The sequence below is a fragment of the Enterobacter cloacae complex sp. P15RS genome (assembly GCF_014895905.1).
Classification (GTDB): Bacteria; Pseudomonadota; Gammaproteobacteria; order Enterobacterales; family Enterobacteriaceae; genus Enterobacter; species Enterobacter quasihormaechei.
Genome location: NZ_JADBQL010000028.1, coordinates 13217 through 35631, shown reverse-complemented (window position 1 = coordinate 35631; position 22415 = coordinate 13217). Strand labels below are relative to the sequence as shown.

20 protein-coding genes are annotated in these 22415 nt (G+C 59.0%); 6 read left to right on the top strand and 14 right to left on the bottom strand.

The genetic code is table 11. The features are described 5' to 3' along the window. Positions 1 to 47: 47 nt before the first annotated feature. The gene (gene yvcK / locus IM267_RS17260) at positions 48 to 956 is read left to right on the top strand and encodes a uridine diphosphate-N-acetylglucosamine-binding protein YvcK (RefSeq protein ID WP_063866505.1); all 909 of its coding nucleotides are present in this window, start codon (positions 48 to 50) and stop codon (positions 954 to 956) included. Positions 957 to 1045: 89 nt separating this feature from the next. On the opposite strand, the gene uvrB is transcribed toward yvcK, so the two are convergent. Then, positions 1046 to 3061, bottom strand: coding sequence for an excinuclease ABC subunit UvrB (gene uvrB / locus IM267_RS17255; protein WP_063449304.1), 2016 nt, complete (start codon positions 3059 to 3061; stop codon positions 1046 to 1048). Between the two features lie 748 nt (positions 3062 to 3809). On the opposite strand from uvrB, the gene IM267_RS17250 reads away from it, so the two are divergent. Beyond that, positions 3810 to 4532, top strand: coding sequence for an ABC transporter ATP-binding protein (locus IM267_RS17250; protein WP_193033893.1), 723 nt, complete (start codon positions 3810 to 3812; stop codon positions 4530 to 4532). Here IM267_RS17250 and bioD read toward each other — a convergent pair. Genes bioD through bioB form a run of 4 tightly spaced genes read right to left on the bottom strand, consistent with a single transcriptional unit; the run spans position 4495 to position 8122 of the window. Continuing rightward, positions 4495 to 5196, bottom strand: coding sequence for a dethiobiotin synthase (bioD, locus tag IM267_RS17245; RefSeq protein WP_193033892.1), 702 nt, complete (start codon positions 5194 to 5196; stop codon positions 4495 to 4497). The two genes, IM267_RS17250 and bioD, sit on opposite strands and share 38 nt — an antisense overlap. Next, on the bottom strand, positions 5189 to 5944 hold the full coding sequence (gene bioC / locus IM267_RS17240) for a malonyl-ACP O-methyltransferase BioC (protein ID WP_193033891.1): 756 nt from the start codon (positions 5942 to 5944) through the stop codon (positions 5189 to 5191). The genes bioD and bioC overlap by 8 nt, the downstream gene beginning before the upstream one ends. After that, positions 5928 to 7085: an 8-amino-7-oxononanoate synthase gene (bioF, locus tag IM267_RS17235; protein WP_193033890.1), complete on the bottom strand. Its 1158-nt coding sequence runs from the start codon at positions 7083 to 7085 to the stop codon at positions 5928 to 5930. The genes bioC and bioF overlap by 17 nt, the downstream gene beginning before the upstream one ends. After that, entirely contained in the window at positions 7082 to 8122 is a 1041-nt protein-coding gene (bioB, locus tag IM267_RS17230) for a biotin synthase BioB (protein ID WP_063866146.1), read from the bottom strand. Before bioB ends, bioF begins: the two co-directional genes overlap by 4 nt. Before the next feature lie 68 nt (positions 8123 to 8190). Here bioB and bioA point away from each other — a divergent pair, with 68 nt between their 5' ends. Both bioA and IM267_RS17220 read left to right on the top strand, forming a co-directional pair. Beyond that, positions 8191 to 9498: an adenosylmethionine--8-amino-7-oxononanoate transaminase gene (bioA, locus tag IM267_RS17225; protein ID WP_193033889.1), complete on the top strand. Its 1308-nt coding sequence runs from the start codon at positions 8191 to 8193 to the stop codon at positions 9496 to 9498. A 47-nt stretch (positions 9499 to 9545) separates the two neighbouring features. After that, positions 9546 to 10022, top strand: a complete 477-nt coding sequence (locus IM267_RS17220) for a kinase inhibitor (protein WP_063449311.1) — start codon at positions 9546 to 9548, stop codon at positions 10020 to 10022. An 86-nt stretch (positions 10023 to 10108) separates the two neighbouring features. Here the strand turns inward: IM267_RS17220 and hutH are convergent, their stop codons facing one another. The 5 genes from hutH to hutI form a co-directional block, all read right to left on the bottom strand. Then, complete coding sequence (gene hutH, locus IM267_RS17215) at positions 10109 to 11629, bottom strand: histidine ammonia-lyase (protein ID WP_063866144.1); 1521 nt, start codon at positions 11627 to 11629, stop codon at positions 10109 to 10111. Continuing rightward, complete coding sequence (gene hutU / locus IM267_RS17210; protein ID WP_193033888.1) at positions 11626 to 13314, bottom strand: urocanate hydratase; 1689 nt, start codon at positions 13312 to 13314, stop codon at positions 11626 to 11628. Before hutU ends, hutH begins: the two co-directional genes overlap by 4 nt. Positions 13315 to 13441: 127 nt before the next feature. Beyond that, entirely contained in the window at positions 13442 to 14176 is a 735-nt protein-coding gene (locus tag IM267_RS17205) for a histidine utilization repressor (protein ID WP_193033887.1), read from the bottom strand. Positions 14177 to 14194: 18 nt separating this feature from the next. Continuing rightward, positions 14195 to 15133, bottom strand: coding sequence for a formimidoylglutamase (gene hutG, locus IM267_RS17200; protein WP_193033886.1), 939 nt, complete (start codon positions 15131 to 15133; stop codon positions 14195 to 14197). Further along, positions 15130 to 16353: an imidazolonepropionase gene (hutI, locus tag IM267_RS17195; protein WP_193033885.1), complete on the bottom strand. Its 1224-nt coding sequence runs from the start codon at positions 16351 to 16353 to the stop codon at positions 15130 to 15132. The genes hutG and hutI overlap by 4 nt, the downstream gene beginning before the upstream one ends. Before the next feature lie 223 nt (positions 16354 to 16576). Between hutI and IM267_RS17190 the strand changes: the two genes are divergently transcribed. Beyond that, positions 16577 to 17860, top strand: coding sequence for a putative acyl-CoA thioester hydrolase (locus IM267_RS17190; RefSeq protein ID WP_063449317.1), 1284 nt, complete (start codon positions 16577 to 16579; stop codon positions 17858 to 17860). Between the two features lie 90 nt (positions 17861 to 17950). Here IM267_RS17190 and pgl read toward each other — a convergent pair whose 3' ends face one another. Further along, on the bottom strand, positions 17951 to 18946 hold the full coding sequence (gene pgl, locus IM267_RS17185; RefSeq protein ID WP_063449318.1) for a 6-phosphogluconolactonase: 996 nt from the start codon (positions 18944 to 18946) through the stop codon (positions 17951 to 17953). A gap of 120 nt (positions 18947 to 19066) precedes the next feature. Here pgl and IM267_RS17180 point away from each other — a divergent pair, with 120 nt between their 5' ends. Further along, positions 19067 to 19885, top strand: a complete 819-nt coding sequence (locus IM267_RS17180) for a pyridoxal phosphatase (RefSeq protein WP_063449319.1) — start codon at positions 19067 to 19069, stop codon at positions 19883 to 19885. On the opposite strand, the gene modC is transcribed toward IM267_RS17180, so the two are convergent. The 3 genes from modC to modA are packed head-to-tail and all read right to left on the bottom strand — an operon-like array spanning position 19886 to position 22409. Beyond that, positions 19886 to 20944, bottom strand: a complete 1059-nt coding sequence (gene modC, locus IM267_RS17175; RefSeq protein WP_193033884.1) for a molybdenum ABC transporter ATP-binding protein ModC — start codon at positions 20942 to 20944, stop codon at positions 19886 to 19888. Continuing rightward, positions 20944 to 21636: a molybdate ABC transporter permease subunit gene (gene modB / locus IM267_RS17170; protein WP_063866136.1), complete on the bottom strand. Its 693-nt coding sequence runs from the start codon at positions 21634 to 21636 to the stop codon at positions 20944 to 20946. The genes modC and modB overlap by 1 nt, the downstream gene beginning before the upstream one ends. Beyond that, positions 21633 to 22409, bottom strand: a complete 777-nt coding sequence (gene modA, locus IM267_RS17165; protein ID WP_063449322.1) for a molybdate ABC transporter substrate-binding protein — start codon at positions 22407 to 22409, stop codon at positions 21633 to 21635. The genes modB and modA overlap by 4 nt, the downstream gene beginning before the upstream one ends. Positions 22410 to 22415: the final 6 nt, after the last annotated feature.

Here is a 22415-nt window from a genome sequence, read left to right as displayed (position 1 = left end):
AGTAGTTGCGTTACTGTGACGCAAGCTAAACAGGATAAGGAATGGGTATGCGCAATCGCACTTTTGCGGATCTGGACCGCGTGGTCGCTCTTGGCGGGGGTCACGGTCTGGGACGGGTCATGTCGTCGTTATCGTCACTGGGCTCACGCCTGACGGGCATTGTGACAACAACGGATAACGGCGGCTCAACCGGGCGGATCCGACGTGCTGAAGGCGGGATCGCCTGGGGTGACATGCGCAACTGCCTTAACCAGCTCATAACGGAGCCCAGCGTGGCTTCAGCGATGTTTGAGTACCGTTTTGGCGGTAATGGCGAACTTTCAGGCCATAACCTTGGAAACCTGATGTTAAAGGCGCTGGATCACCTGAGCGTGCGCCCTCTGGAAGCGATCAATTTAATTCGAAACCTGCTTAAGGTGGATGCGTTTCTGATCCCGATGTCCGAACAGCCGGTGGATTTGATGGCGATCGATGCCGACGATCACGAAGTGTATGGTGAAGTGAATATCGACCAGCTTCTCCTGCCGCCAAAAGAGCTGATGACCTACCCCAGCGTACCCGCGACGCGGGAAGCGGTTGAAGCGATTGGCGAGGCCGATCTGATCCTGATTGGGCCGGGGAGTTTTTACACCAGCCTGATGCCGCTCCTGCTGGTCAAAGAGCTGGCGCAGGCGCTGCGCAGAACGCCTGCCCCCATGGTCTATATCGGTAACTTAGGCCGCGAACTTAGCCCGGCGGCGGCGAGCCTGTCGCTGGCGGACAAGCTGAACCTGATGGAACAGTACGTCGGTAAGAAAATTATCGACGGTGTCGTGGTTGGGCCGAAAGTGGATGTGTCAGGGATTGGCGATCGCGTGGTGGTGCAGGAGCCGCTGGAAGCCAGCGATATTAAATATCGTCACGACCGCCACCTGCTGCGCGAGGCGCTGGAGAAAGCGATTCAGGAATTGGGTTAACAAAAACCCCGGTGGCGCTGCGCTTACCGGGGCTACAAAAGACGCTAAACCTGTAGGCCCGGTAAGCGCAGCGCCACCGGGCAAAAAACTCACGATGCCGCAATAAACAGATCCCGCAGCTGATGCAGCTGATCGCGGATTTGTGCAGCCTCTTCGAACTCCAGGTTCTGCGCGTGCTGCATCATCTGCCCTTCCAGCTCGTGGATCTTCTGCTGCAACGCTTTCGGCGTCAGCGCAACGGTATCCTCTTCCACCACTGAACGGGCCTTGCCGCGGCCTTTCGCTTTGGTCTTCGCTATGTTCTGACCCAGCGCCAGGATATCCACCACCTTCTTGTTCAGCCCTTGCGGCGTAATGCCGTGCTCTTCGTTGTAGCGCTGCTGTTTCTCGCGACGGCGCTCCGTTTCGCCAATGGCTTTGGCCATCGACGGGGTAATTTTATCCCCGTACAGAATCGCCTTCCCGTTGACGTTACGCGCGGCGCGGCCAATGGTCTGGATCAGCGAGCGCTCAGAACGCAGGAAGCCCTCTTTGTCGGCGTCCAGAATCGCCACCAGCGACACTTCCGGCATATCCAGACCTTCTCGCAGCAGGTTGATACCCACCAGCACGTCGAACTCGCCCAGGCGCAGGTCGCGGATGATCTCCATACGCTCCACGGTATCGATATCCGAGTGCAGATACCGCACCTTCTCGCCGTGTTCTTCCAGATACTCCGTCAAATCTTCCGCCATACGTTTGGTAAGCGTGGTCACCAGCACGCGCTCGTTGATGGCGGAACGGGCACGGATTTCCGAGAGCAGATCGTCCACCTGCGTCGCCACGGGCCGCACCTCGATAATCGGATCCAGCAGCCCGGTCGGACGCACCACCTGGTCCACCACGTCATCACCGGATTTTTCCAGTTCGTAGTTGCCCGGCGTTGCCGATACGTAGATGGTCTGCGGGGCGAGCGCCTCAAATTCTTCAAACTTCATCGGACGGTTGTCCAGCGCCGACGGCAGACGGAAGCCGTACTCCACGAGCGTCTCTTTACGCGCCCGGTCACCACGATACATCCCGCCGATCTGCGGGATCGTAACGTGAGATTCGTCGATCACCAGCAGGCCGTCCGCCGGAAGGTAGTCAAACAGCGTCGGCGGCGCTTCGCCTGGCCCGCGCCCGGAGAGGTAGCGCGAGTAGTTTTCAATGCCGGAGCAGTAGCCCAGCTCGTTCATCATCTCCAGATCGAACTGGGTACGCTGGCTCAGGCGCTGCTCTTCCAGCAGCTTGTTGTTCGCCAGCAGCACCTTGCGGCGGTCCGCCAGCTCACCTTTGATCTCTTCCATCGCCTGCACGATACGCTCGCGTGGCGTCACGTAGTGCGTTTTGGGGTAGATGGTGAAGCGCTGGATCACCGACTCGACATGGCCGGTTAGCGGGTCGAACAGCGACAGGCGTTCAACCTCTTCGTCGAACAGCTCAACGCGCAGCGCCATGTCGTCCGATTCCGCCGGGAAGATATCAATCACCTCACCGCGCACGCGGAAGGTCCCGCGCTGGAACGCCTGATCGTTACGGGTGTACTGCAACTCCGCCAGACGGCGCAAAATCGCCCGCTGATCGATGATCATCCCCTGCGTCAGGTGCAGCATCATCTTGAGATAGAGATCCGGATCGCCCAGGCCGTAGATCGCCGACACCGAGGCCACCACCACCACATCGCGACGCTCAAGCAGCGCCTTGGTCGCAGACAAACGCATCTGCTCGATATGTTCGTTCACCGAGGCATCTTTCTCGATAAACGTGTCAGAGCTGGGAACGTAGGCTTCCGGCTGGTAGTAGTCGTAGTAAGAGACGAAATATTCCACCGCGTTCTCCGGGAAGAACTCTTTCATCTCACCATACAGCTGCGCCGCCAGCGTTTTGTTCGGCGCGAGGACCATCGTCGGACGCTGGAGATCGGCAATGACGTTGGCAATGGTGAAGGTTTTACCCGAACCGGTTACCCCCAGCAGGGTCTGGTGCGCCAGCCCGTCTTCCAGCCCCTCTTCCAGGCGACGAATGGCCTCGGGCTGATCCCCGGAAGGACGGAAAGCAGAATTCAGTTTGAACGGTTTACTCATTGGCGACGACCTGATTACAGAATAAGCGGCAGGTGAGTAATTTTACTCGTTGTGGCCAGGATTGCCAGTAAAAAACACTGGATGAAAAACCAGTAGCGTGTCAGGATATTTAGCGTAGCACGGAGAGGATTAGTGCGTTCGCGAGCCAAATTTCGACTGTGACCCTATAAAACACCAGCCTCAGGGGGTTATCCCCAGAACTATTACTTTTTTAACATTTGTCAAGGGCGGTTATGAAAGTTTTATGGCAACAGGTCTCGCCGGGGTTGAGGGAATTGCTTTTATCTAATTCGTTAAAAAATATAGACTATTTCCTAAAGCCGCGTTTCGCATCAATTTGGGCGTAACCCGCGTATTCTCTCGCTTATCGCGTGTTTTCTAACTCTAATGCACAAGGTTATCCACAGGAATAGTGGATAACTGCCTCCAGCCCGTACAGCATGCACTCCCGCAAATTCCCGGTTTTTCCCACGAAGCGGCAATAAAATATTTTTATCACTCTTTTTTGCCTGGAAAACGTTCATTTTTTCATAAGCACCTGGCGAGATCTTAATCACATTTCCGTCATTTTCACTGCACCACAACCCGACATGCACGGCACCGGAAGCGTGCATTTCGAACAAACGTTGCGCTTTTAGCAGTGAGTTATTCCTAAAAACGGCCTTTTTTTAATCATTATGAAGTTCCTGGCAGGCGTTTTGCAGATATCAATCTGAGCATCACCCCACACATTTTTAAGGAGAGAAAGATGTTGAGTCTGCGTGCTGTAAATCAGTTTTACGGAAGCCAACATACGCTATGGAACGTGAATATCGATTTCCCGCAAGGCATCTGTACAGGCATCGTTGGCTTGCCGGGTATGGGTAAGTCCACGCTCATGAACTGCATTACCGGGAAAGTGCCCGTCGAGAGCGGCACCATCATCTGGCACGAGGCCGGTGCACCGCCGCAAAATTTGCTCAGCCCTGCCTCAGAATGTCCTGCGACGCCAACAATAGGCTACGTCCCGCAGGACCGGCGGATATTTTCCCAACTGACCGTCGATGAAAATTTGCATATCGCCATGCGGGCGACGGGGAAACCCGAGCCGGCATTAAAAAATGAGGTATACGCCCTGTTTCCGGAGCTTTATACGCTGCGACAGATCCGGGCCTCTACGCTGTCCCCTGACGACCAGTATCAGCTCGCCCTCGCCAGCGCGCTGGTTAATCGCCCGCGCGTGCTGATCCTGGACGAGCCTATGTATGGCGCAGGACAACGTTTTGCCCGCAGGCTCGGGCAACTGCTGGTGCGGCTAAATCGGGAGCTGGGCATGACGGTGCTGTTAGCGGAGCAACAGCTGTCGTTCATCCGCCGGGTCGCGGATCGTTTCTGCATGCTTTATCGCGGGCGTAACGTGGCGCAGGGCCACGTAAACGAGCTGGATGACGATCTTATTGCCCACTGGATGGCGCGGGACATAAGGCGCTGAGGTCAAGATAGCGTCCGGTTTCCGCCTGCTCTGCGCCGTCGGCAAGCCACGGGATCTCCCCGAGGAACGGCGCAGGCAGCATTCGCTTCAGCGTCGCCAGATACTCAGCATGACGTTTACCCGGCGCAACCACGTCGTTGGCAATCCACCCAGCCAGACGCAACCCGGCCTGCTGCACCGCCTGCGCGGTCAGCATGGCGTGGTTGATGCAGCCAAGCTTCACGCCCACCACCAGAATGACCGGAAGCTGTTCGGCCTGCACCCAGTCAGCAAACGTCTGCTCGTCAGACAGCGGGGTGAACCAGCCACCGGCCCCTTCCACCAGCACCCAGTTGGCCTGCGTTTCCAGAGCGCGTAACCCGGAAGAGAGAACCGAAAAATCAATCGGCCGATCTTCATCAGCGCTGACGATGTGCGGCGAGGTGGGTTCAGCAAAGGTATAAGGATTTACCGCAGAATAGGCCAGCGCAAGGCTGCTGTTACGCTGTAGCGCCAGCGCATCGGTATTGCGTAAGCCTTCCGGCGTCATCTCGCTGCCGGAGGCCACGGGCTTATACCCCGCCGTCGTTTTCCCCAGCAGACGCGCCGCCTGTAACAGCGCGGCGCTGGCAACGGTTTTACCGACTTCAGTGTCCGTGCCGGTAACAAAATAACGTTCAGTCACGTTCAATAATCCCATGAAAAAGATGATAAGAGAGCGGGAACTGGCCCCGTTCCTGCGGCCACGCCAGCTCCAGACGCTGGAGCTGGCCGCGGGTAAGGGGTTTCTTCTCCCGCCCGGCGTGCAGGTGCGTAGCGCCTATGCCCTTAAGAGAGCGCATGGCGCTTAACGCATCGCTAAATTCGAGGGTGACGGTCTGGACCACGCTGCGATAGCGCCAGCCTGCCAGCGCCTGAATGACCTGCTCGTGAGCGAGAAACCGGTTGGCGTGCGGCTGCTCGTCCACCGCCTTCCACGCCTGATTCAGCTCCGGCAACGAACTTTCCAGCAGGGTGGTAAAGGCCACCGTTCCGCCGGGACGCGCCATGCGGTAAAGCTCGCGTAGCGCCTGCGGCAGGCTGGCGCACCACTGCACCGCCAGATGGCTCCAGACGAGGTCAAACTGGGCATCCTCCAGCGGAATGGCCTCGATGTCGGCCACCAGATAGCGGTCTGCTGACTGCTGCTGGCGGGCTTCATCCAGCATCTGCGCGGATAAATCCAGCGCCGTCACGTGGCTGCCCGCTGCGCGCCAGTAGCGGCTGTTGCCTCCTGGCCCGCAGCCAGCGTCCAGCACCTGCGCAAACCGGCTCTCGCCGAGCGCGGCCAGCAGCCCGCGCGCGCTCAGGCGTTGCAGCTCATCGTGCCGGGAATAGCTTTGCGCTGCACGGCCAAACGCGGCGGCAATGGCCTGTTTATTGACAGGAGACATGCAGAGCCTCCAGAAGCGTATCGATATCCTGCGGCTCGTGCGCTGCCGTGAGCGTCAGACGCAAACGCGCCGTACCCGGCGGCACGGTGGGCGGACGGATCGCCGTTACCCACTGCCCGCGTTCTCGCAGCATCTGTGCCAGCGCCAGCGCGCGCGGGTTTTCACCCACCATTACGGGCTGAATGGCGCTGCGGGAGTCGGTTAGCCGGAAAGAAAGCTCGCTGACTCCCCGACGAAAACGCTGAATATGTTCAGCCAGGCGCGCGCGGCGTTCAGCGCCATCCTCGCCGCGGATCACGTCCAGCGAGGCAGACAGCGCCACGGCCTGCGCCGGGGGCATGCTGGTGCTGTAGATCAGGTGTCGGGCGAACTGCATCAGGTAGTCGGCCACCGGCTCGCTGCATAACACCGCGGCGCCGCTGACGCCAAAGCCTTTTCCAAAGGTGACCACCAGCAGTTCCGGCCTGACGCCCTGCTGATAAGCGCTTCCGCGTCCCTCCTCGCCGGTAACGCCAATGCCGTGGGCATCGTCAACCAGCAGCCAGGCGTTCTGCTGCTTTGCGGCGTCGTGCAGCGCGGCAAGGGGCGCGCTGTCGCCATCCATGCTAAAGATCCCTTCCGTTACCGCCAGCTGAAGCCCTGCGCAGGGTTTCCCCAGCAGGACGTTCAGCTGAGCGGCATCGTTATGGGCAAAACGCCGCAGCTGTGCCGGGCTGAGGTGTGCCGCTTCAAGCAGGGAGGCATGGCTCAGGCGGTCCGCGACAATGCGGTCGTCTTTGCCCATCAGGGCGGCAATGACCGCCTGATTCGCGGCAAAACCGGAGATAAACAGCAGCGCTCGCGGGTAACCCAGCCAGTCGGCCAGCGCCTCCTCCAGCGCCTGATGCGCCGTGGTGTAGCCGCTGACGTGCCCGGAGCCACCGCTGCCCACGCCGTATCGTTCCGCGCCCTGCTGCCAGGCGCGAACGATCTGCGGGTGCTGGCTCAGGCCAAGATAATCATTGCTGGAGAAATTACAGAACCGCCGGCCTTCCCGGGTGAGAAAACGGCCTGCGCCGTTTTCCACTACCCCGCGTACCCGAAACGCATCCGCTGCCCGACGCTCGTCGAGCGCGGAATTGATACGTGCCTGCCAGGTCATACGGCTGCCGCGTTGTAGAACTGGTCGGTGTCGGCGTTGAAAATCTGCTGCTCCAGCTCCTGCTGTTGCTCATTATCCCCCGCCAGCACCTCTGTCTGGTGCGGGTTCAGCCCCAGCTTGCGGAACAGCTGGACGTCTTTGTCCTCTTCCGGGTTCGGCGTGGTCAGGAGCTTGCAGCCGTAGAAAATAGAGTTGGCCCCGGCCATAAAGCACATCGCCTGGGTCTGCTCGCTCATCTGCTCGCGACCGGCAGAGAGGCGCACGTAGGAGGTCGGCATCATGATGCGCGCCACCGCGATGGTGCGGATAAAATCGAAGGCATCCACGTCCTCGTTATCCGCCAGCGGCGTGCCTTTTACCTTCACCAGCATGTTGATGGGCACGCTTTCCGGCGGGGTCGGCAGGTTCGCCAGCTGTAAAAGCAGGCCGGCACGATCTTTTACCGTCTCGCCCAGCCCCACGATACCGCCGGAACAGACCTTGATCCCCGCATCGCGCACTTTATCCAGCGTGTCCAGACGCTCCTGATAGGTGCGCGTGGTGATGATATTCCCGTAAAATTCTGGCGAGGTATCAAGATTGTGGTTGTAGTAATCCAGCCCCGCCGCCGAGAGGCGCTGCGCCTGCTCCTCGTTCAGCGTGCCGAGGGTCATGCAGGCCTCAAGCCCCATCTCCTTCACGCCCTTCACCATCTGCTCCAGATAGGGCATGTCGCGGTCATGTGGATTTTTCCACGCGGCGCCCATGCAGAAGCGGGTCGAGCCGGCGTTTTTGGCCTTACGCGCGGAGTCGAGCACCTGCTCAACTTCCATCAGGCGTTCGGATTCGAGACCGGTTTTGTAGCGCGCGCTTTGCGGGCAATATTTGCAGTCTTCCGGGCAGGCCCCGGTTTTGATCGACAGCAGCGTGCTGACCTGCACATGCCGAGGATCGAAGTGCTGGCGGTGCACCTGTTGCGCTTCAAACATCAGCTCCAGAAAAGGTTTATTGAATAATTCAGTGACTTGCGACATCGTCCAGCGTGCGTGGTGAGCCATCGGGCTTCTCCAAAGGGTTTTGTTAATTGTCGGTTCGGTTTATACTTGTAAACCTAAAACTTTTCAAAATGGTTTACAAGTCGATTATGACCCAGGACGATCTCGCCTTCGACAAGCAGCATATCTGGCACCCTTACACCTCTACGACCCGCCCCCTTCCCGTCTATCCGGTGGCCTCTGCCCACGGCTGCGAGCTGCATCTCGCCAGCGGCGAGCGGCTGGTTGACGGAATGTCCTCCTGGTGGGCGGCGATCCATGGCTACAACCACCCGCGGCTGAACGCGGCGATGAAGGCGCAGATTGACCGGATGTCACACGTGATGTTTGGCGGGATCACCCATCAGCCTGCGGTCGATCTGTGTCGCCGCCTGGTCGCAATGACCCCCGACGCGCTGGAGTGCGTGTTCCTTGCAGATTCCGGCTCGGTAGCCGTGGAGGTGGCGATGAAAATGGCGTTGCAGTACTGGCATGCGAAGGGCGAAACGCGCCAGCGGTTTCTCACCTTCCGCAACGGCTATCACGGCGACACCTTCGGGGCGATGTCGGTGTGCGATCCGGACAACTCCATGCACAGCCTGTGGAAAGGCTATCTGCCGGAAAACCTGTTTGCCCCGGCTCCGCAAAGCCGCTTTGACGGCGAATGGGACGAGAGGGACATGGTGGGCTTCGCGCGGCTGATGGCGGCCCATCGCCATGAAATTGCCGCCGTTATTCTCGAACCGATTGTGCAGGGCGCGGGCGGAATGCGGATGTACCACCCCGAGTGGCTGAAGCGCATTCGCAAGATGTGCGACCGCGAAGGTATTCTGCTGATTGCCGATGAGATTGCCACCGGCTTTGGCCGCACCGGGAAGCTTTTCGCCTGCGAACATGCGGGGATCGCACCGGATATTTTGTGCCTGGGTAAAGCGTTGACCGGCGGCACCATGACGCTCTCCGCCACGCTCACCACCCGGCATGTTGCCGACACCATCAGCGACGGCGACGCGGGCTGCTTTATGCACGGCCCGACGTTTATGGGCAACCCGCTGGCCTGCGCCGTGGCAAGCGAAAGCCTCGCCATTCTGGAAAGCGGCGAGTGGCAGGCGCAGGTGGCGGCGATTGAGGCGCAGCTGAAGCAGCAGCTAAGCGCGGCGGCGAAAGCGGAATACGTTGCGGACGTCCGCGTGCTGGGCGCCATCGGCGTGATCGAGACAACGCATCCGGTAAACATGGCCGCATTGCAGCGCTTCTTCGTTGACCAGGGCGTGTGGGTGCGGCCCTTCGGCAAGCTGATTTACCTCATGCCGCCATACACCATTTCTCCGGAGCAGTTACGCAAACTGACCGACGCAGTGGTCAAAGCCGTTCACATGCCAGCGCATTTCACGATTTAGCCCCATGCGTTACACTTTCTGAATGAGTCAGTAACGAGGGAAATCGGATGAAAATCATCAGTAAAGATTTGCGCGACGGCGAAAAGCTGCCGGAACGTCACGTGTTTAACGGGATGGGCTATCAGGGGGATAACATCTCTCCCCATCTGGCGTGGGACGACGTGCCGCCGGGAACCAAAAGCTTTGTGGTGACCTGCTACGATCCGGACGCCCCGACCGGCTCCGGCTGGTGGCACTGGGTGGTGGCAAACCTGCCTGCGGATACGCGCGTGCTGCCGCAGGGGTCGGGCTCCGACCTGGTCGCCCTGCCGGACGGCGCGATACAGACGCGCACGGACTTTGGTAAAGCGGGCTACGGCGGCGCGGCGCCGCCAAAAGGGGAAACCCACCGCTATATCTTCACGGTGCACGCGCTGGACGTGGACAAGATTGAGGTTGACGAAGAGGCAAGCGGCGCGATGGTCGGTTTCAACGTCCATTTCCATACGCTGGGCAGCGCGTCGATTACGGCGATGTATTCATAAAAAAAAGCCGGGTGGCGGCTACGCCTTACCCGGCCTACATTTCGCATTCGCAGGCCCGGTAAGCGCAGCGCCACCGGGCAAAAAAATCACAGCACGGAAGGTAGCAGTCCTGCAAGGGTTCCTTCTTCCAGAAGCTGCATCGCCTTATCAATATCCGGCGCAAAGAAGCGGTCATCATCATAGTGCGTAACGTGCTCGCGCAGCGTATGACGCGCCTGCTCCAGCAGCGGGCTGGATTTAAGCCCTTCGCGCAGATCGATACCCTGACACGCCGCCAACCATTCTACTGCCAGCACGCCACGGGTGTTAGAGGCCATCTCCCACAGTCGACGCCCGGCAGCCGGGGCCATCGACACGTGATCTTCCTGGTTCGCGGAGGTTGGCAGGCTATCCACGCTGTGCGGATGCGACAGCGCTTTGTTCTCGCTTGCCAGCGCCGCGGCGGTCACCTGGGCGATCATAAAGCCCGAGTTCACCCCACCGTTGCGCACCAGGAACGGCGGCAGCTGGGACATATGTTTATCCATCATCAGCGCGATGCGACGTTCGGACAACGCGCCCACTTCGGCAATCGCCAGCGCGATATTATCCGCCGCCATTGCCACCGGCTCGGCGTGGAAGTTGCCGCCGGAAACCACCTCATTTTCCTGAGCAAACACCAGCGGATTGTCGGAGACCGCATTGGCCTCCACCAGCAGCACCTCTGCCGCCTGGCGCAGCTGCGTCAGGCATGCGCCCATCACCTGCGGCTGACAGCGCAGGGAATACGGATCCTGCACCTTCTCACAGTTATGGTGTGAATCCGCAATCTCACTCGTGTCGGTAAGCACGTGGCGGTACATGGCGGCGGCATCAATCTGCCCGCGCTGGCCGCGCACCGCGTGAATACGCGCGTCAAACGGACGACGTGAGCCGAGCACGGCTTCGGTGGTCAGCGCACCGCAGACCACCGCGGAGGCGAACAGATCTTCCGCTTCAAACAGGCCGCGCAGCGCGAAAGCGGTCGACGCCTGGGTGCCGTTAAGCAGCGCCAGCCCCTCTTTTGCCGCGAGGGTGATTGGGGTTAAGCCGGCTTTTGCCAACGCCTCTTTCGCAGGCAGCCACTCGCCCTGCCAGCGCGCTTTGCCTTCACCCAGCAGCAGCAGCGACATATGCGCCAGCGGCGCCAGATCGCCGGAGGCCCCGACAGAACCTTTCGCCGGGATCCACGGGTAAACTTCCGCATTGACCAGCGCCATCAGCGCCTGGATCACACTCAGGCGAATGCCGGAAAAACCACGCGCCAGGCTATTGATTTTCAATACCATCATCAGGCGGACAATCTCATCATCCAGCGGCTGGCCAACCCCCGCCGCGTGCGATAGCACCAGCGAGCGCTGTAGATTCTCCAGATCGTGCGTAGCGATGCGGGTCTGCGCCAGCAGGCCAAACCCGGTATTGATGCCGTAGGCGGTGCGTCCCTCTGCCACAATCGCCTCTACGCAGGCCACGCTGTCGTTAATGGCACGGTGGGCGCTTTCGTCAAGGGAGAGCGTGACCGGCTTACGCCAGACGTTACGCAGCTGTTTGAGCGTCAGAGAGCCGGGAGTGAGTGTTAAGGCGTTCATGCAGGCTTTCCTTGTGTGGCGTGGATCATCGGCAGGTTCAGACCCTGCTCTTTGGCACAATCAATGGCAATCTCGTAACCCGCATCCGCATGGCGCATCACGCCGGTTGCCGGGTCGTTATGCAGTACGCGGGCAATACGCGCCGCCGCTTCGTCGGTACCGTCACAGACAATAACCATCCCCGAGTGCTGGGAGAAGCCCATCCCAACGCCGCCGCCGTGGTGCAGCGACACCCAGGTCGCACCGCTGGCGGTATTCAGTAAAGCATTCAGCAGCGGCCAGTCGGAAACCGCATCCGAGCCGTCGCGCATGGCTTCGGTTTCACGGTTCGGACTGGCGACGGAGCCGGAGTCCAGGTGATCGCGACCAATAACAATCGGCGCGGAGACCTCACCGCTGCGCACCATTTCGTTAAAGGCCAGGCCGAGTTTTTGCCGCCACTCCAGCCCGACCCAGCAGATACGCGCCGGTAAGCCCTGGAAATTAATGCGCTCGCGCGCCATATCCAGCCAGCGGTGCAGGTGTTCGTCGTCGGCAACAATTTCCTTCACTTTGGCATCGGTTTTGTAGATATCTTCCGGGTCGCCGGACAGGGCAACCCAGCGGAACGGCCCGATGCCGCGACAGAACAGCGGACGAATATAGGCGGGCACGAAGCCCGGGAAGTCAAAGGCGTTATTCACACCCATCTCTTTCGCCATCTGGCGGATGTTATTCCCGTAATCAAAGGTTGGAATACCCATCTGGCTGAAGGCCAGCATCGCGGAGACGTGTTCCGCCATCGAACGCTTCGCCGCCAGCACCGTACCTTCAGGGTCGGTTTCTGCTTTTTGCTGGTAGTCTTCCCACGTCCAGCCTTTTGGCAGATAGCCGTGGAGCGGATCGTGGGCGCTGGTCTGGTCGGTAACCAGATCCGGACGCACGCCGCGCGCGACCAGTTCAGGAAGAATATCCGCCGCATTGCCGCACAGGGCAACCGACACCGCTTTTCCTTCGGCGGTGTAGCGTTTGATGCGCGCCAGTGCGTCATCGAGGTTGTCGGCCTGTTCATCGACGTAACGGGTACGCAGACGGAAATCAATGCGGCTCTGCTGGCATTCAATGTTCAGCGAACACGCGCCCGCCAGCGTTGCGGCCAGCGGCTGGGCACCGCCCATGCCGCCCAGTCCGGCGGTAAGCACCCAGCGGCCTTTCAGCGTGCCGTTATAGTGCTGACGCCCCGCTTCCACGAAGGTTTCATAGGTGCCCTGCACAATCCCCTGGCTGCCGATGTAGATCCAGCTGCCGGCGGTCATCTGGCCGTACATGGCCAGCCCTTTCGCGTCCAGCTCGTTAAAGTGCTCCCACGTCGCCCAGTGCGGTACCAGGTTGGAGTTGGCAATCAGCACCCGTGGCGCATTTTTATGGGTTTTGAATACGCCGACCGGCTTGCCGGACTGCACCAGCAGCGTTTCGTCGTTTTCGAGATTCGTCAAAGAGTCGACAATGGCGTCATAGCACGCCCAGTTGCGCGCGGCGCGGCCAATACCGCCGTAGACCACCAGCTCGTGGGGATTTTCAGCCACCTCAGGATCGAGGTTGTTCATCAACATGCGCAGCGGTGCTTCAGTGAGCCAGCTTTTTGCGGTGAGCGTGGTGCCGCGCGGGGCGCGGACATCCTGCTTGCGGTATTTATCTGACGACATTGTGTGTTCCTCATTCGGGACAGGTGATGCATTTAGATATACTTGTATAGACAAGCACACACAAGGCCGGATTTAACAAAAAAGATACAATTTTGCTATATTGCGTTAGCGATCACGCTTATAAAACTTATGACATAAAATGGCCCTGTAACCGGTAGCGATCCCCCGGGAACAGCAGCTTCGCATGCGACACAATGTGCGTGGACGACCAGGTCCGACGGCGGATCAGCAGGCAGGGATCGTGCTCTTTAATGCGCAACAGCTCGCACTCCTGCGGGGTCGCGCGCACGGCCTCCACGATATGCTCCCCTTCCGTCAGCGGGGCGACGAGCGAGAGATACGCGTGCGGCGTGGTTTGGGTGTAATCCTGGTTCAGGTAGTCCGGTATCCGCTCCGCGTTGACGCAGCGATCCTCAATCTGGACCGGAATGTCGTTCTCATAATGCACCATCACCGAATGAAAAATTCGCGTGCCCTCTTTAACGTTCAGCTCGATGGCCTGCTCGGCGCTGGCCTGCGTCTCTTCAAGCACCAGCACCTCGCAATGGTGCTGATGGTTACGGGCGGCAATTTCATCGGCAATGCTGCGGATTTCAAACAGCGCCGACTGCCCTTTGGGCTCGGCCACGAAGGTCCCGACGCCCTGCAAACGCACCAGCAATCCCTCATCGGTAAGTTCCCGCAGCGCCCGGTTGACGGTCATCCGGCTAAAGCCAAACTGTGCGACCAGCTCGGCTTCGGAGGGAATACGATCGTGCGGACGCCAGACGCCGGCAGCAATTTTTTCGCTGATCGCCTTTTTCACCTTCTCATAAAAAGGTGCGGGTGGGCTGGAGGGTTGCTGCGGTGAGCGTGAAAACATGCTGACTCCTGTAATGTGTTATGCCCACCAGTGAGCAATTTGCCAGGCCAGTCGGGCTGCAAGTTTCGCCCCCTGACCGTCCCGGTCGTAGTGCGGATTATATTCCACCAGATCCGCCGCCTGTAGTTTACCGCTTCGGCAGATACGCTCAATCACCGGTAACAGATCCAGCGCCGGGATCCCCAACGCCGCAGGGGCCGACACGGCGGGCATTTCTGCGGCGGGCAGCACATCGAGGTCAACGGTGAGATAAACCCGATCTGCCTGCGCAAGCACGCTATCCAGTGCGGATAACGCGTCGCGGCGAAAATCAATATCTTCAACCAGCGTAACGTTCAGCCGCCCGGCTTCCTCCCACAGCGCCTGAGTATTCGCCGCGCGGCTGACCCCCAGGCAGGCGTAGAGAAAGTCCCGCGACTGCGACGCGCAGTACTGCGCCAGCTGGCGGAACGGCGTGCCGGAGGTGGCCCGCTCGGCCTTGCGCAAATCGAGGTGCGCATCGAGGTTAATCACCGCAACGCGATCCTGTGGAAAAGCGTCCAGTACGCCGCGCCCGTGCGCCCAGGCGGTTTCATGTCCACCGCCGAAAACAAGGGTACGCATCCCGGATTGCTGACACGCGGTTATGGCCTCGCTCAGCGCCTGCTGAGCCGCCTCCAGATCATTGCCCTCAACGTAAATGGAGCCCATATCCACGAGGCGCGCATGTCCCTGATGGCTTGCCATATTCGCCAGCGCGCCGCGCAACGCATCGGGCGCCCGTGCAGCGCCGGACCTGCCCTGGTTACGCTTTACGCCTTCATCACATTCAAAGCCCATCAGGGCGATGCCCGACGGTACGGGTGAAAAGCGTTCGCGCTGCTGTATGGTCTGGAAGAGACGTTTTGCGGTGCTGGACTCGGCGCTGTCGTCACGTCCCTGCCACACCTGCGGGGAAACGGGATGCCACAATTTCATGCTACCTGCCCCCGAAACACGCGTTGATATAAAGGATTCCGCCCCGGCTCATAAACCATCTCAACCGGATGGTCCGCCTCCCAGACGACGAAATCAGCCACATAACCCGCCCTTAACTGTCCGTGCGTCTCACCACGTCCTAACGCCTGCGCCGCATGACGCGTCACGCCAGCCCAGACCTCTTCCGGCGTGAGGCCAAACTGGACGCAGGCCATGTTCATCGCCAGATGCAGGCTGGCAAACGGACTGGTGCCGGGGTTGTAGTCGGTGGCGACGGCCATCGGCACGCCCTGCTTTCTGAGCTGCGCCACCGGTGGACGCTGGCGCTCCTGAAGAAAATAGAACGCGCCGGGGAGCAATACCGCCACCGTACCGCTTTGCGCCATTGCCTGAATACCCGCGTCATCAAGATACTCAATATGATCGGCCGACAGCCCTTTATACTGGCTGACCAGCGCCGCACCGCCCAGATTCGACAGTTGCTCCACATGCCCTTTTACCGGAATACCGAGCGCGGTGGCGGCCCGGAACAGGCGCTCGGTTTGCGCCGGCGTAAAGCCAACGTTTTCACAAAACACGTCTACCGCTTCAAACAACTCTTTTTGCCACAGCGCGGGCACGATCTGCTCACAGACCAGCGTCAGATACGCATCCGGATCCTGTCGGTACTCCGCGGGGACGGCGTGCGCGGCCAGCAGCGTCGGGCTGATATCGACCTGATTGTTCAGGCTGAGCTGGCGGGCAACCCGCAGCATTTTCTCTTCGGCTTCGGCATTCAGTCCGTATCCCGATTTGATTTCAACGGTCGTTACGCCTTCATTCATCAACCGCTGGAGCCGCTGCTGTGCCACGGTCAGCAGCGTTTCCGGCGAACTATTGCGGGTGGCCGTGACCGTGGCGTTAATGCCGCCGCCCTGCTCGCTGATACGCTGATACGACACGCCGTTAAGCCGTTGCTCCCATTCCGCTGCGCGATCGCCGCCGAACACCAGATGGGTGTGGCAGTCAATCAGGCCGGGTGTCACCAGACGTCCATGGAGATCGACACACTGGGAATGCCCGGAGGGAACCTCTGAATCAGGGATAACGGCCAGGATCGTCTGGCCGCGCACGACGAGGGCATGATGCGCCTTCAGGCCATAAGGTTCCGGCTCGCCTGCGGCCAGGGTTGCCAGTCGCGCATTTCGCCATATCACATCGTCGGGATGAAGCTGCTGCATGTGCCTTCCACTTGTCATGGGTTGTATAGACATTTATTTTCATCTGTCGCCTGCTGTCAACCGCCTTGTGGGAAAATGTTATTTATTTGTGATGACTTTCCCGTCACCTCAGGGCAAAAATGCAACTTTTGCCCTTTTTATCTTCCCGTTTCGCTCAACTTAGTATAAAAAAGCAGGCTATTTCGTCTATCCAGATAAGACTTGCATACCCAGGAGCATTACCTTGACTATATCCAGGATTTCCCGTCTGGCGTTGGCACTTGCCTTTGGCGTGACTTTATCCGCTTGCAGTTCAACTCCACCGGATCAGCAACCTTCTGAGCAGGTTGCTCCGGGCACCGCTTCCCGTCCGATCCTGTCAGCGGATGAAGCGAAGAACTTCACCCGTGCGCACTACTTCTCGGCGATGGATCCTAATGCAGCCCCGTGGACGCCTTCTTCTATTAATCTGCCGAAACAGCCAGACTTCGTTGTGGGTCCGGCCGGGGCGCAGGGCGTGACGCACACCTCCATACAGGCAGCCGTGGATGCTGCCATCACCAAGCACAGCGCATCTCGTCAGTACATTGCCATCCTGCCGGGTGAATACGAAGGAACCGTTTACGTTCCTGCCGCGCCGGGAAGCATTACGCTTTACGGCCTGGGTGAAAAAGCGGTCGACGTGAAAATTGGCCTGGCGATTGATTCCGAAATCGACAGTACCACCTGGCGTCATCTGGTGAACCCGGCCGGTAAATACATGCCAGGTAAACCGGCGTGGTATATGTTTGATAACTGCCAGAGCAAGCGTGCCGCCACCATTGGCGTGATGTGCTCTGCGGTATTCTGGTCACAGAACAACGGCCTGCAATTGCAGAACCTGACCATTCAGAACACCCTGGGGGACAGCGTTGACGCGGGTAATCACCAGGCCGTGGCGCTGCGCAGCGATGGCGACAAGGTACAGATTAACAACGTCAATATTCTGGGCCGCCAGAACACCTTCTTCGTGACCAACAGCGGCGTGCAAAACACCCTTCAGAACAACCGTCTGACGCGTACTCTGGTGACCAACAGCTACGTTGAAGGCGACGTGGATATGGTCTCTGGCCGCGGTGCGGTGGTGTTTGAGAACACCGATTTCCGCGTGGTGAATTCACGTACTCAGCAGGAAGGTTACGTGTTCGCACCGGCCACGCAGTCCAACCTGTTCTATGGTTTCCTGGCCGTGAATAGCCGCTTTACTGCGGCTGGCGATGGCGTTGCCCAGCTTGGTCGCTCTCTGGACGTAGACTCTGCCACCAATGGCCAGGTCGTGATCCGCGACAGCGTGATTAATGAAGGCTTTAACATGGCGAAACCGTGGGCGGATGCGGCGATCTCGAAACGTCCATTCTCCGGCAACACGGGCACGGTGGATGATAAAGAGAACGTGCAGCGCAACCTGAACGACGCTAACTTCAACCGCATGTGGGAATACAACAACCGCGGTCTGGGCAGTAAAGTGGTTGCTGAGCCGAAGCAGTAAGCTGTTTTGCCGGGTGGCGGCTTCGCCTTACCCGGCCTACTCCAGACATAAAAAAACCTCGCATGTGCGAGGTTTTTTTTCGTCTGCGGATCAGTGCGCGTTAATCACAACCCACATTGGACCTTGTCCGACCGCGTAGCGGCCTTTCTCTTCCAGCAGCCCCTGCACGCCTGTGATTTCATACAGCGCGATGTGGTGGGATTTCTGCCCCGCCGCAATCAGGTATTTGCCGCTGTGGTCGACGTTAAAGCCGCGCGGCTGGGTTTCTGTCGGCTGGAAGCCTTCAACTGCCAGGACGCTGCCGTCTTCTGAAACGCTGAACACGGTGATCAGGCTGGAGGTACGATCGCAGGCATACAGGTGACGGCCATCCGGCGTGATATGAATGTCTGCCGCCCAACGCGTGTCGGAGAAGTCAGATGGCATCATATCCAGCGTCTGTACGCACTCAATCTGCCCGTTAGGATCTTTCAGTTCCCACACGTCTACCGAGCTGTTCAGCTCGTTAACGACATAGGCATACTGCTGATTCGGGTGGAAGACCATGTGGCGCGGGCCTGCCCCTTCCACGGTGGTGACTTCCGCCGGGCTTTGCGCGACCAGATGGCCGTCATCGCTCAGGGTAAACAGGCAGATGCGATCCTGCTTCAGCGCGGGCACCCACAGCGTACGGTTATCCGGCGAGATGTTGGCGGAGTGGCATCCTTCGAGCCCTTCGACCACGTCGACGGTTTCAACGGGAATACCGTCTTCCAGGCGGGTAACGCTCACGCAGCCTGCATTGTAGGAGCCGCTGAAGATAAAGTTGCCTTTGTGGTCGGTAGAAATATGGGTCGGGCTGCCCGGCAGCGGGGCTTCTGCGGTATAGGTCAGGGCGCCATCATCCGGGGAGATGCGGTAGGCCAGCACGCGGAATTCCGGGCGCACGCCGACATAAAGAAAACGTTTATCCGGGCTGACGACCATCGGCTGAACCTGGCCTGGCACATCAACAACCTGAACCAGCGTAAGCGAACCTTCTGTATTCAAACGCCAGACATGGATCTGCTGACTTTCAGGACTGGCGGTATAAACGGTTTGTTTCATGAATACTCCTGATTATTTTTTAACGGTGAATGCTGAATTGTAGTCCGGGATTTTGCAGGGTTCCGCTCTCGGTGTACCATCCCGACAGACCTTAAATTCAACGTTAACCCGGAAGAAAAAATGACCTCGCGAGTGATTGCACTGGATTTAGACGGAACACTGCTTACCCCGCAGAAAACCCTGCTCCCCTCTTCCCTTGAAGCCCTCAAACGAGCCCAGGAAGCGGGGTATCAACTCCTCATCGTAACGGGTCGACATCACGTTGCCATTCATCCTTTTTATCAGGCACTGGGCTTAGATACACCTGCAATTTGCTGTAATGGCACCTATTTGTATGATTATCAGGCAAAAAAGGTTTTAACCTCCGATCCGCTTCCTGTTTCTCAGGCGCTGCAATTGATTGATTTACTGGATGAGCACGCAATTCATGGCCTGATGTATGTGGATAACGCCATGCTGTATGAACGCCCTACCGGTCATGTGATCCGCACCAGCAACTGGGCTCTGTCCCTGCCGGAAGCGCAGCGTCCGGTGTTCACTCAGGTTGCCTCCCTGCGCCGGGCGGCGGAAGACGTTGAGGCTATCTGGAAATTTGCCCTGACCGATGAGGACACCAGCAAACTCAATACCTTCGCAAAGCATGTTGAGCATACGCTGGGTCTGGAATGTGAATGGTCCTGGCACGATCAGGTGGATATCGCCCGCAAAGGCAACAGCAAAGGCAAACGTCTGACCCAGTTCGTTGAATCTCAGGGCGGATCGATGCGGGACGTGATTGCCTTTGGCGATAACTATAACGACATCAGCATGCTGGAAGCCGCCGGCACGGGCGTGGCGATGGGCAATGCCGATGACGCGGTGAAAGCGCGTGCTGACGTAGTGATTGGCGATAACACCACCGACAGCATCGCGCAGTTTATCTATACCCACCTGCTGTAATCAGGCGGTGATGGAGACGCTCTTGATTTGCGCGTAAAGCCACAGGCCAGGCCTGATGCCTAACTCATCCCTGGCCCACGGGCTGATGCGCGCCCACAGCGTTCTGCTGCCCACTTCCAGCTGCACTTCCACCTGGCCGTTATCATCAAAACACTGCGCCACTTTTGCGCGCAACACATTGCGGATACTGGTTTGCAGCGGCGGTTGCAGGACCAGTGAGACATCTGACGCCTGAATGCGGATGCGTAACGTCGACTGAATCGGCGTGTCGATTTTGTTAACCCACAGATGCTGATCGCCCAGCGCCAGGGCGGTCATTGCATAGTGCGGATGGTGCTCCAGTACGCTCACCTTCAGAATGCTGCTCTGCTGCTCCTTTGGCAGCCACGGGTGCATAACGCTGCTGCCCCACACCTCTTCGAGATTACCGAAGGCCTTCACCCTCCCCGCTTCCAGCACCAGCACTTTATCGGCCAGATGTAAGATCTCATCCAGCGAATGGCTGACGTACAGCATGGGCACGTTGATTTCCCGCGCCAGACGTTGCAGGTACGGCAGCAGCTCGCGCTTGCGCGGAATATCCAGCGAGGCCAGCGGCTCATCCAGCAGCAGCAGTTCCGGCGCGGTTAACAGGGCGCGGCCAATCGCAACGCGCTGTTTTTCGCCGCCCGACAGCGAAGACGGCAGACGATCCAGCAGCGATTCGATACCCAGCAGCGCCACCAGCTTATCGAACTGTCCGGCCATGCTTTTTGCCATGCCGTAGCGCAGGTTACCGCGCACGCTGTAGTGCGGAAAGAGGCGCGCATCCTGAAATACATAGCCGATGCGGCGCTTGTCCGGTGACAGGTAAACCTTCTTGTCCGCGTCGTTTAAGACGCGATTATTTAACACAATGCGGCCAGACTGGGGGCGCGTCAGGCCGCTAATCGCATTTATCAGCGACGTTTTTCCCGCCCCGGAAACGCCAAAAATCGCGGTGATACCGCTGGCAGGCAGCGTTTCGTTCAGCGTCAGGGTGTGGTTGCCCAGGGTTTGCGTAAAGTTGAGTTCCAGCATCACGGTTTCCCCATCCGTTCACGGCTGAGGCGCGCCAGCCACTCCGACACCAGCAGCGAGACCAGGGCGAGCACAATCGAAATAATACACAGCCGGGCCGCCGCACCTTCGCCGCCCGGCGTCTGAATCAGGGTGTACATCGCCGACGGGATGGTCCGCGTCTCGCCCGGAATGTTTGATACAAAAGTAATAGTCGCACCAAACTCGCCCAGCGAGCGGGCGAAGGCCAGTACCGTACCGACGATAATGCCCGGTAACGTGAGCGGCAGGGTGATGGTCAGAAATACCCGCCAGCGGCCTGCGCCCAGCGTGCGGGCGGCCTGTTCCAGCCGGATATCCACCGCTTCCAGCGCCAGACGGATAGCGCGCACCATCAGCGGGAAGGACATCACCGCCGCGGCAAGCACCGCGCCGCGCCAGCTGAAAGCAAAGGTCAGGCCAAACCAGTCGTACAACCATTCGCCGATAACGCCGCGTCGCCCCATGGAGATCAGCAGCAGATAGCCGACTACCACAGGCGGCAAGACGAGCGGCAGATGAAGAACACTGTCGAGCAGGGCTTTGCCTGGAAACTTCACGCGAACCAGTAACCAGGCAAAGAACACCCCAAAGGGCAAACTCAGCGCAACCGCCAGGGAAGAGACTTTCAGGCTCAGCAGCACGGCCTGCCATTCAGGTTCGGTCAATATCATTCGTGAGTCGTAAATCCGTAACGTTTAAAGATAGCGGACGCTTCCGGCCCCTTCAGGTAGTCAACGAAGGCCGTCACGGTCGCATTTTTATGTCCATCAACTATCGCAACAGGATATTCCACTTTCTGATGCGAGTCTTCCGGGAAGGTACCCACTACCTTCACGCCTTTACTGGCGACGGCATCGGAGCCGTAAACAATCCCGAGTGGGGCTTCGTTACGCTCCACCAGCGCCAGCGCGCCACGCACATCTTCTGCGGGTGCCAGCTTAGGCGATAAGGTCTCCCATGCGCCCAGCTTTTGCAGCGCTTCCTTCGCATAAATTCCGGCAGGAACATGCTCCGGATCGCCCACCGCCAGACGGCCACCGTTCAGCAGACGGGTCCAGTCCGTCTGTTTGTTAATGGCAATGTCGCCCTGCTTGCTGTTTGCGGGCGCGACCACCACCAGGCTATTGCCCAGCAGCGTTTCGCGGGTAGCCGTTTCAACAGACTTTTTCTCCACCGCGTAATCCATCCATTTCTGATCGGCAGAGATGAACAGATCCGCAGGCGCCCCCGCTTCGATCTGGCGGGCCAGCGTGGAAGAGGAAGCAAATGACGAGACAACCTCGACGTTTTTCTCTTTTTTGTATTCCGCAGCAATATCCTGCATCGCGTTAGTCAGCGACGCCGCCGCAAAGACCGTGATTTTTCCTTCATCCGCCAGCGCGTGGCCGGTGAGTGAGAGTGTCAGCGTTGCCCCTGCGAAAAGGCGTACCCATGAACGTGCCATTTGAAG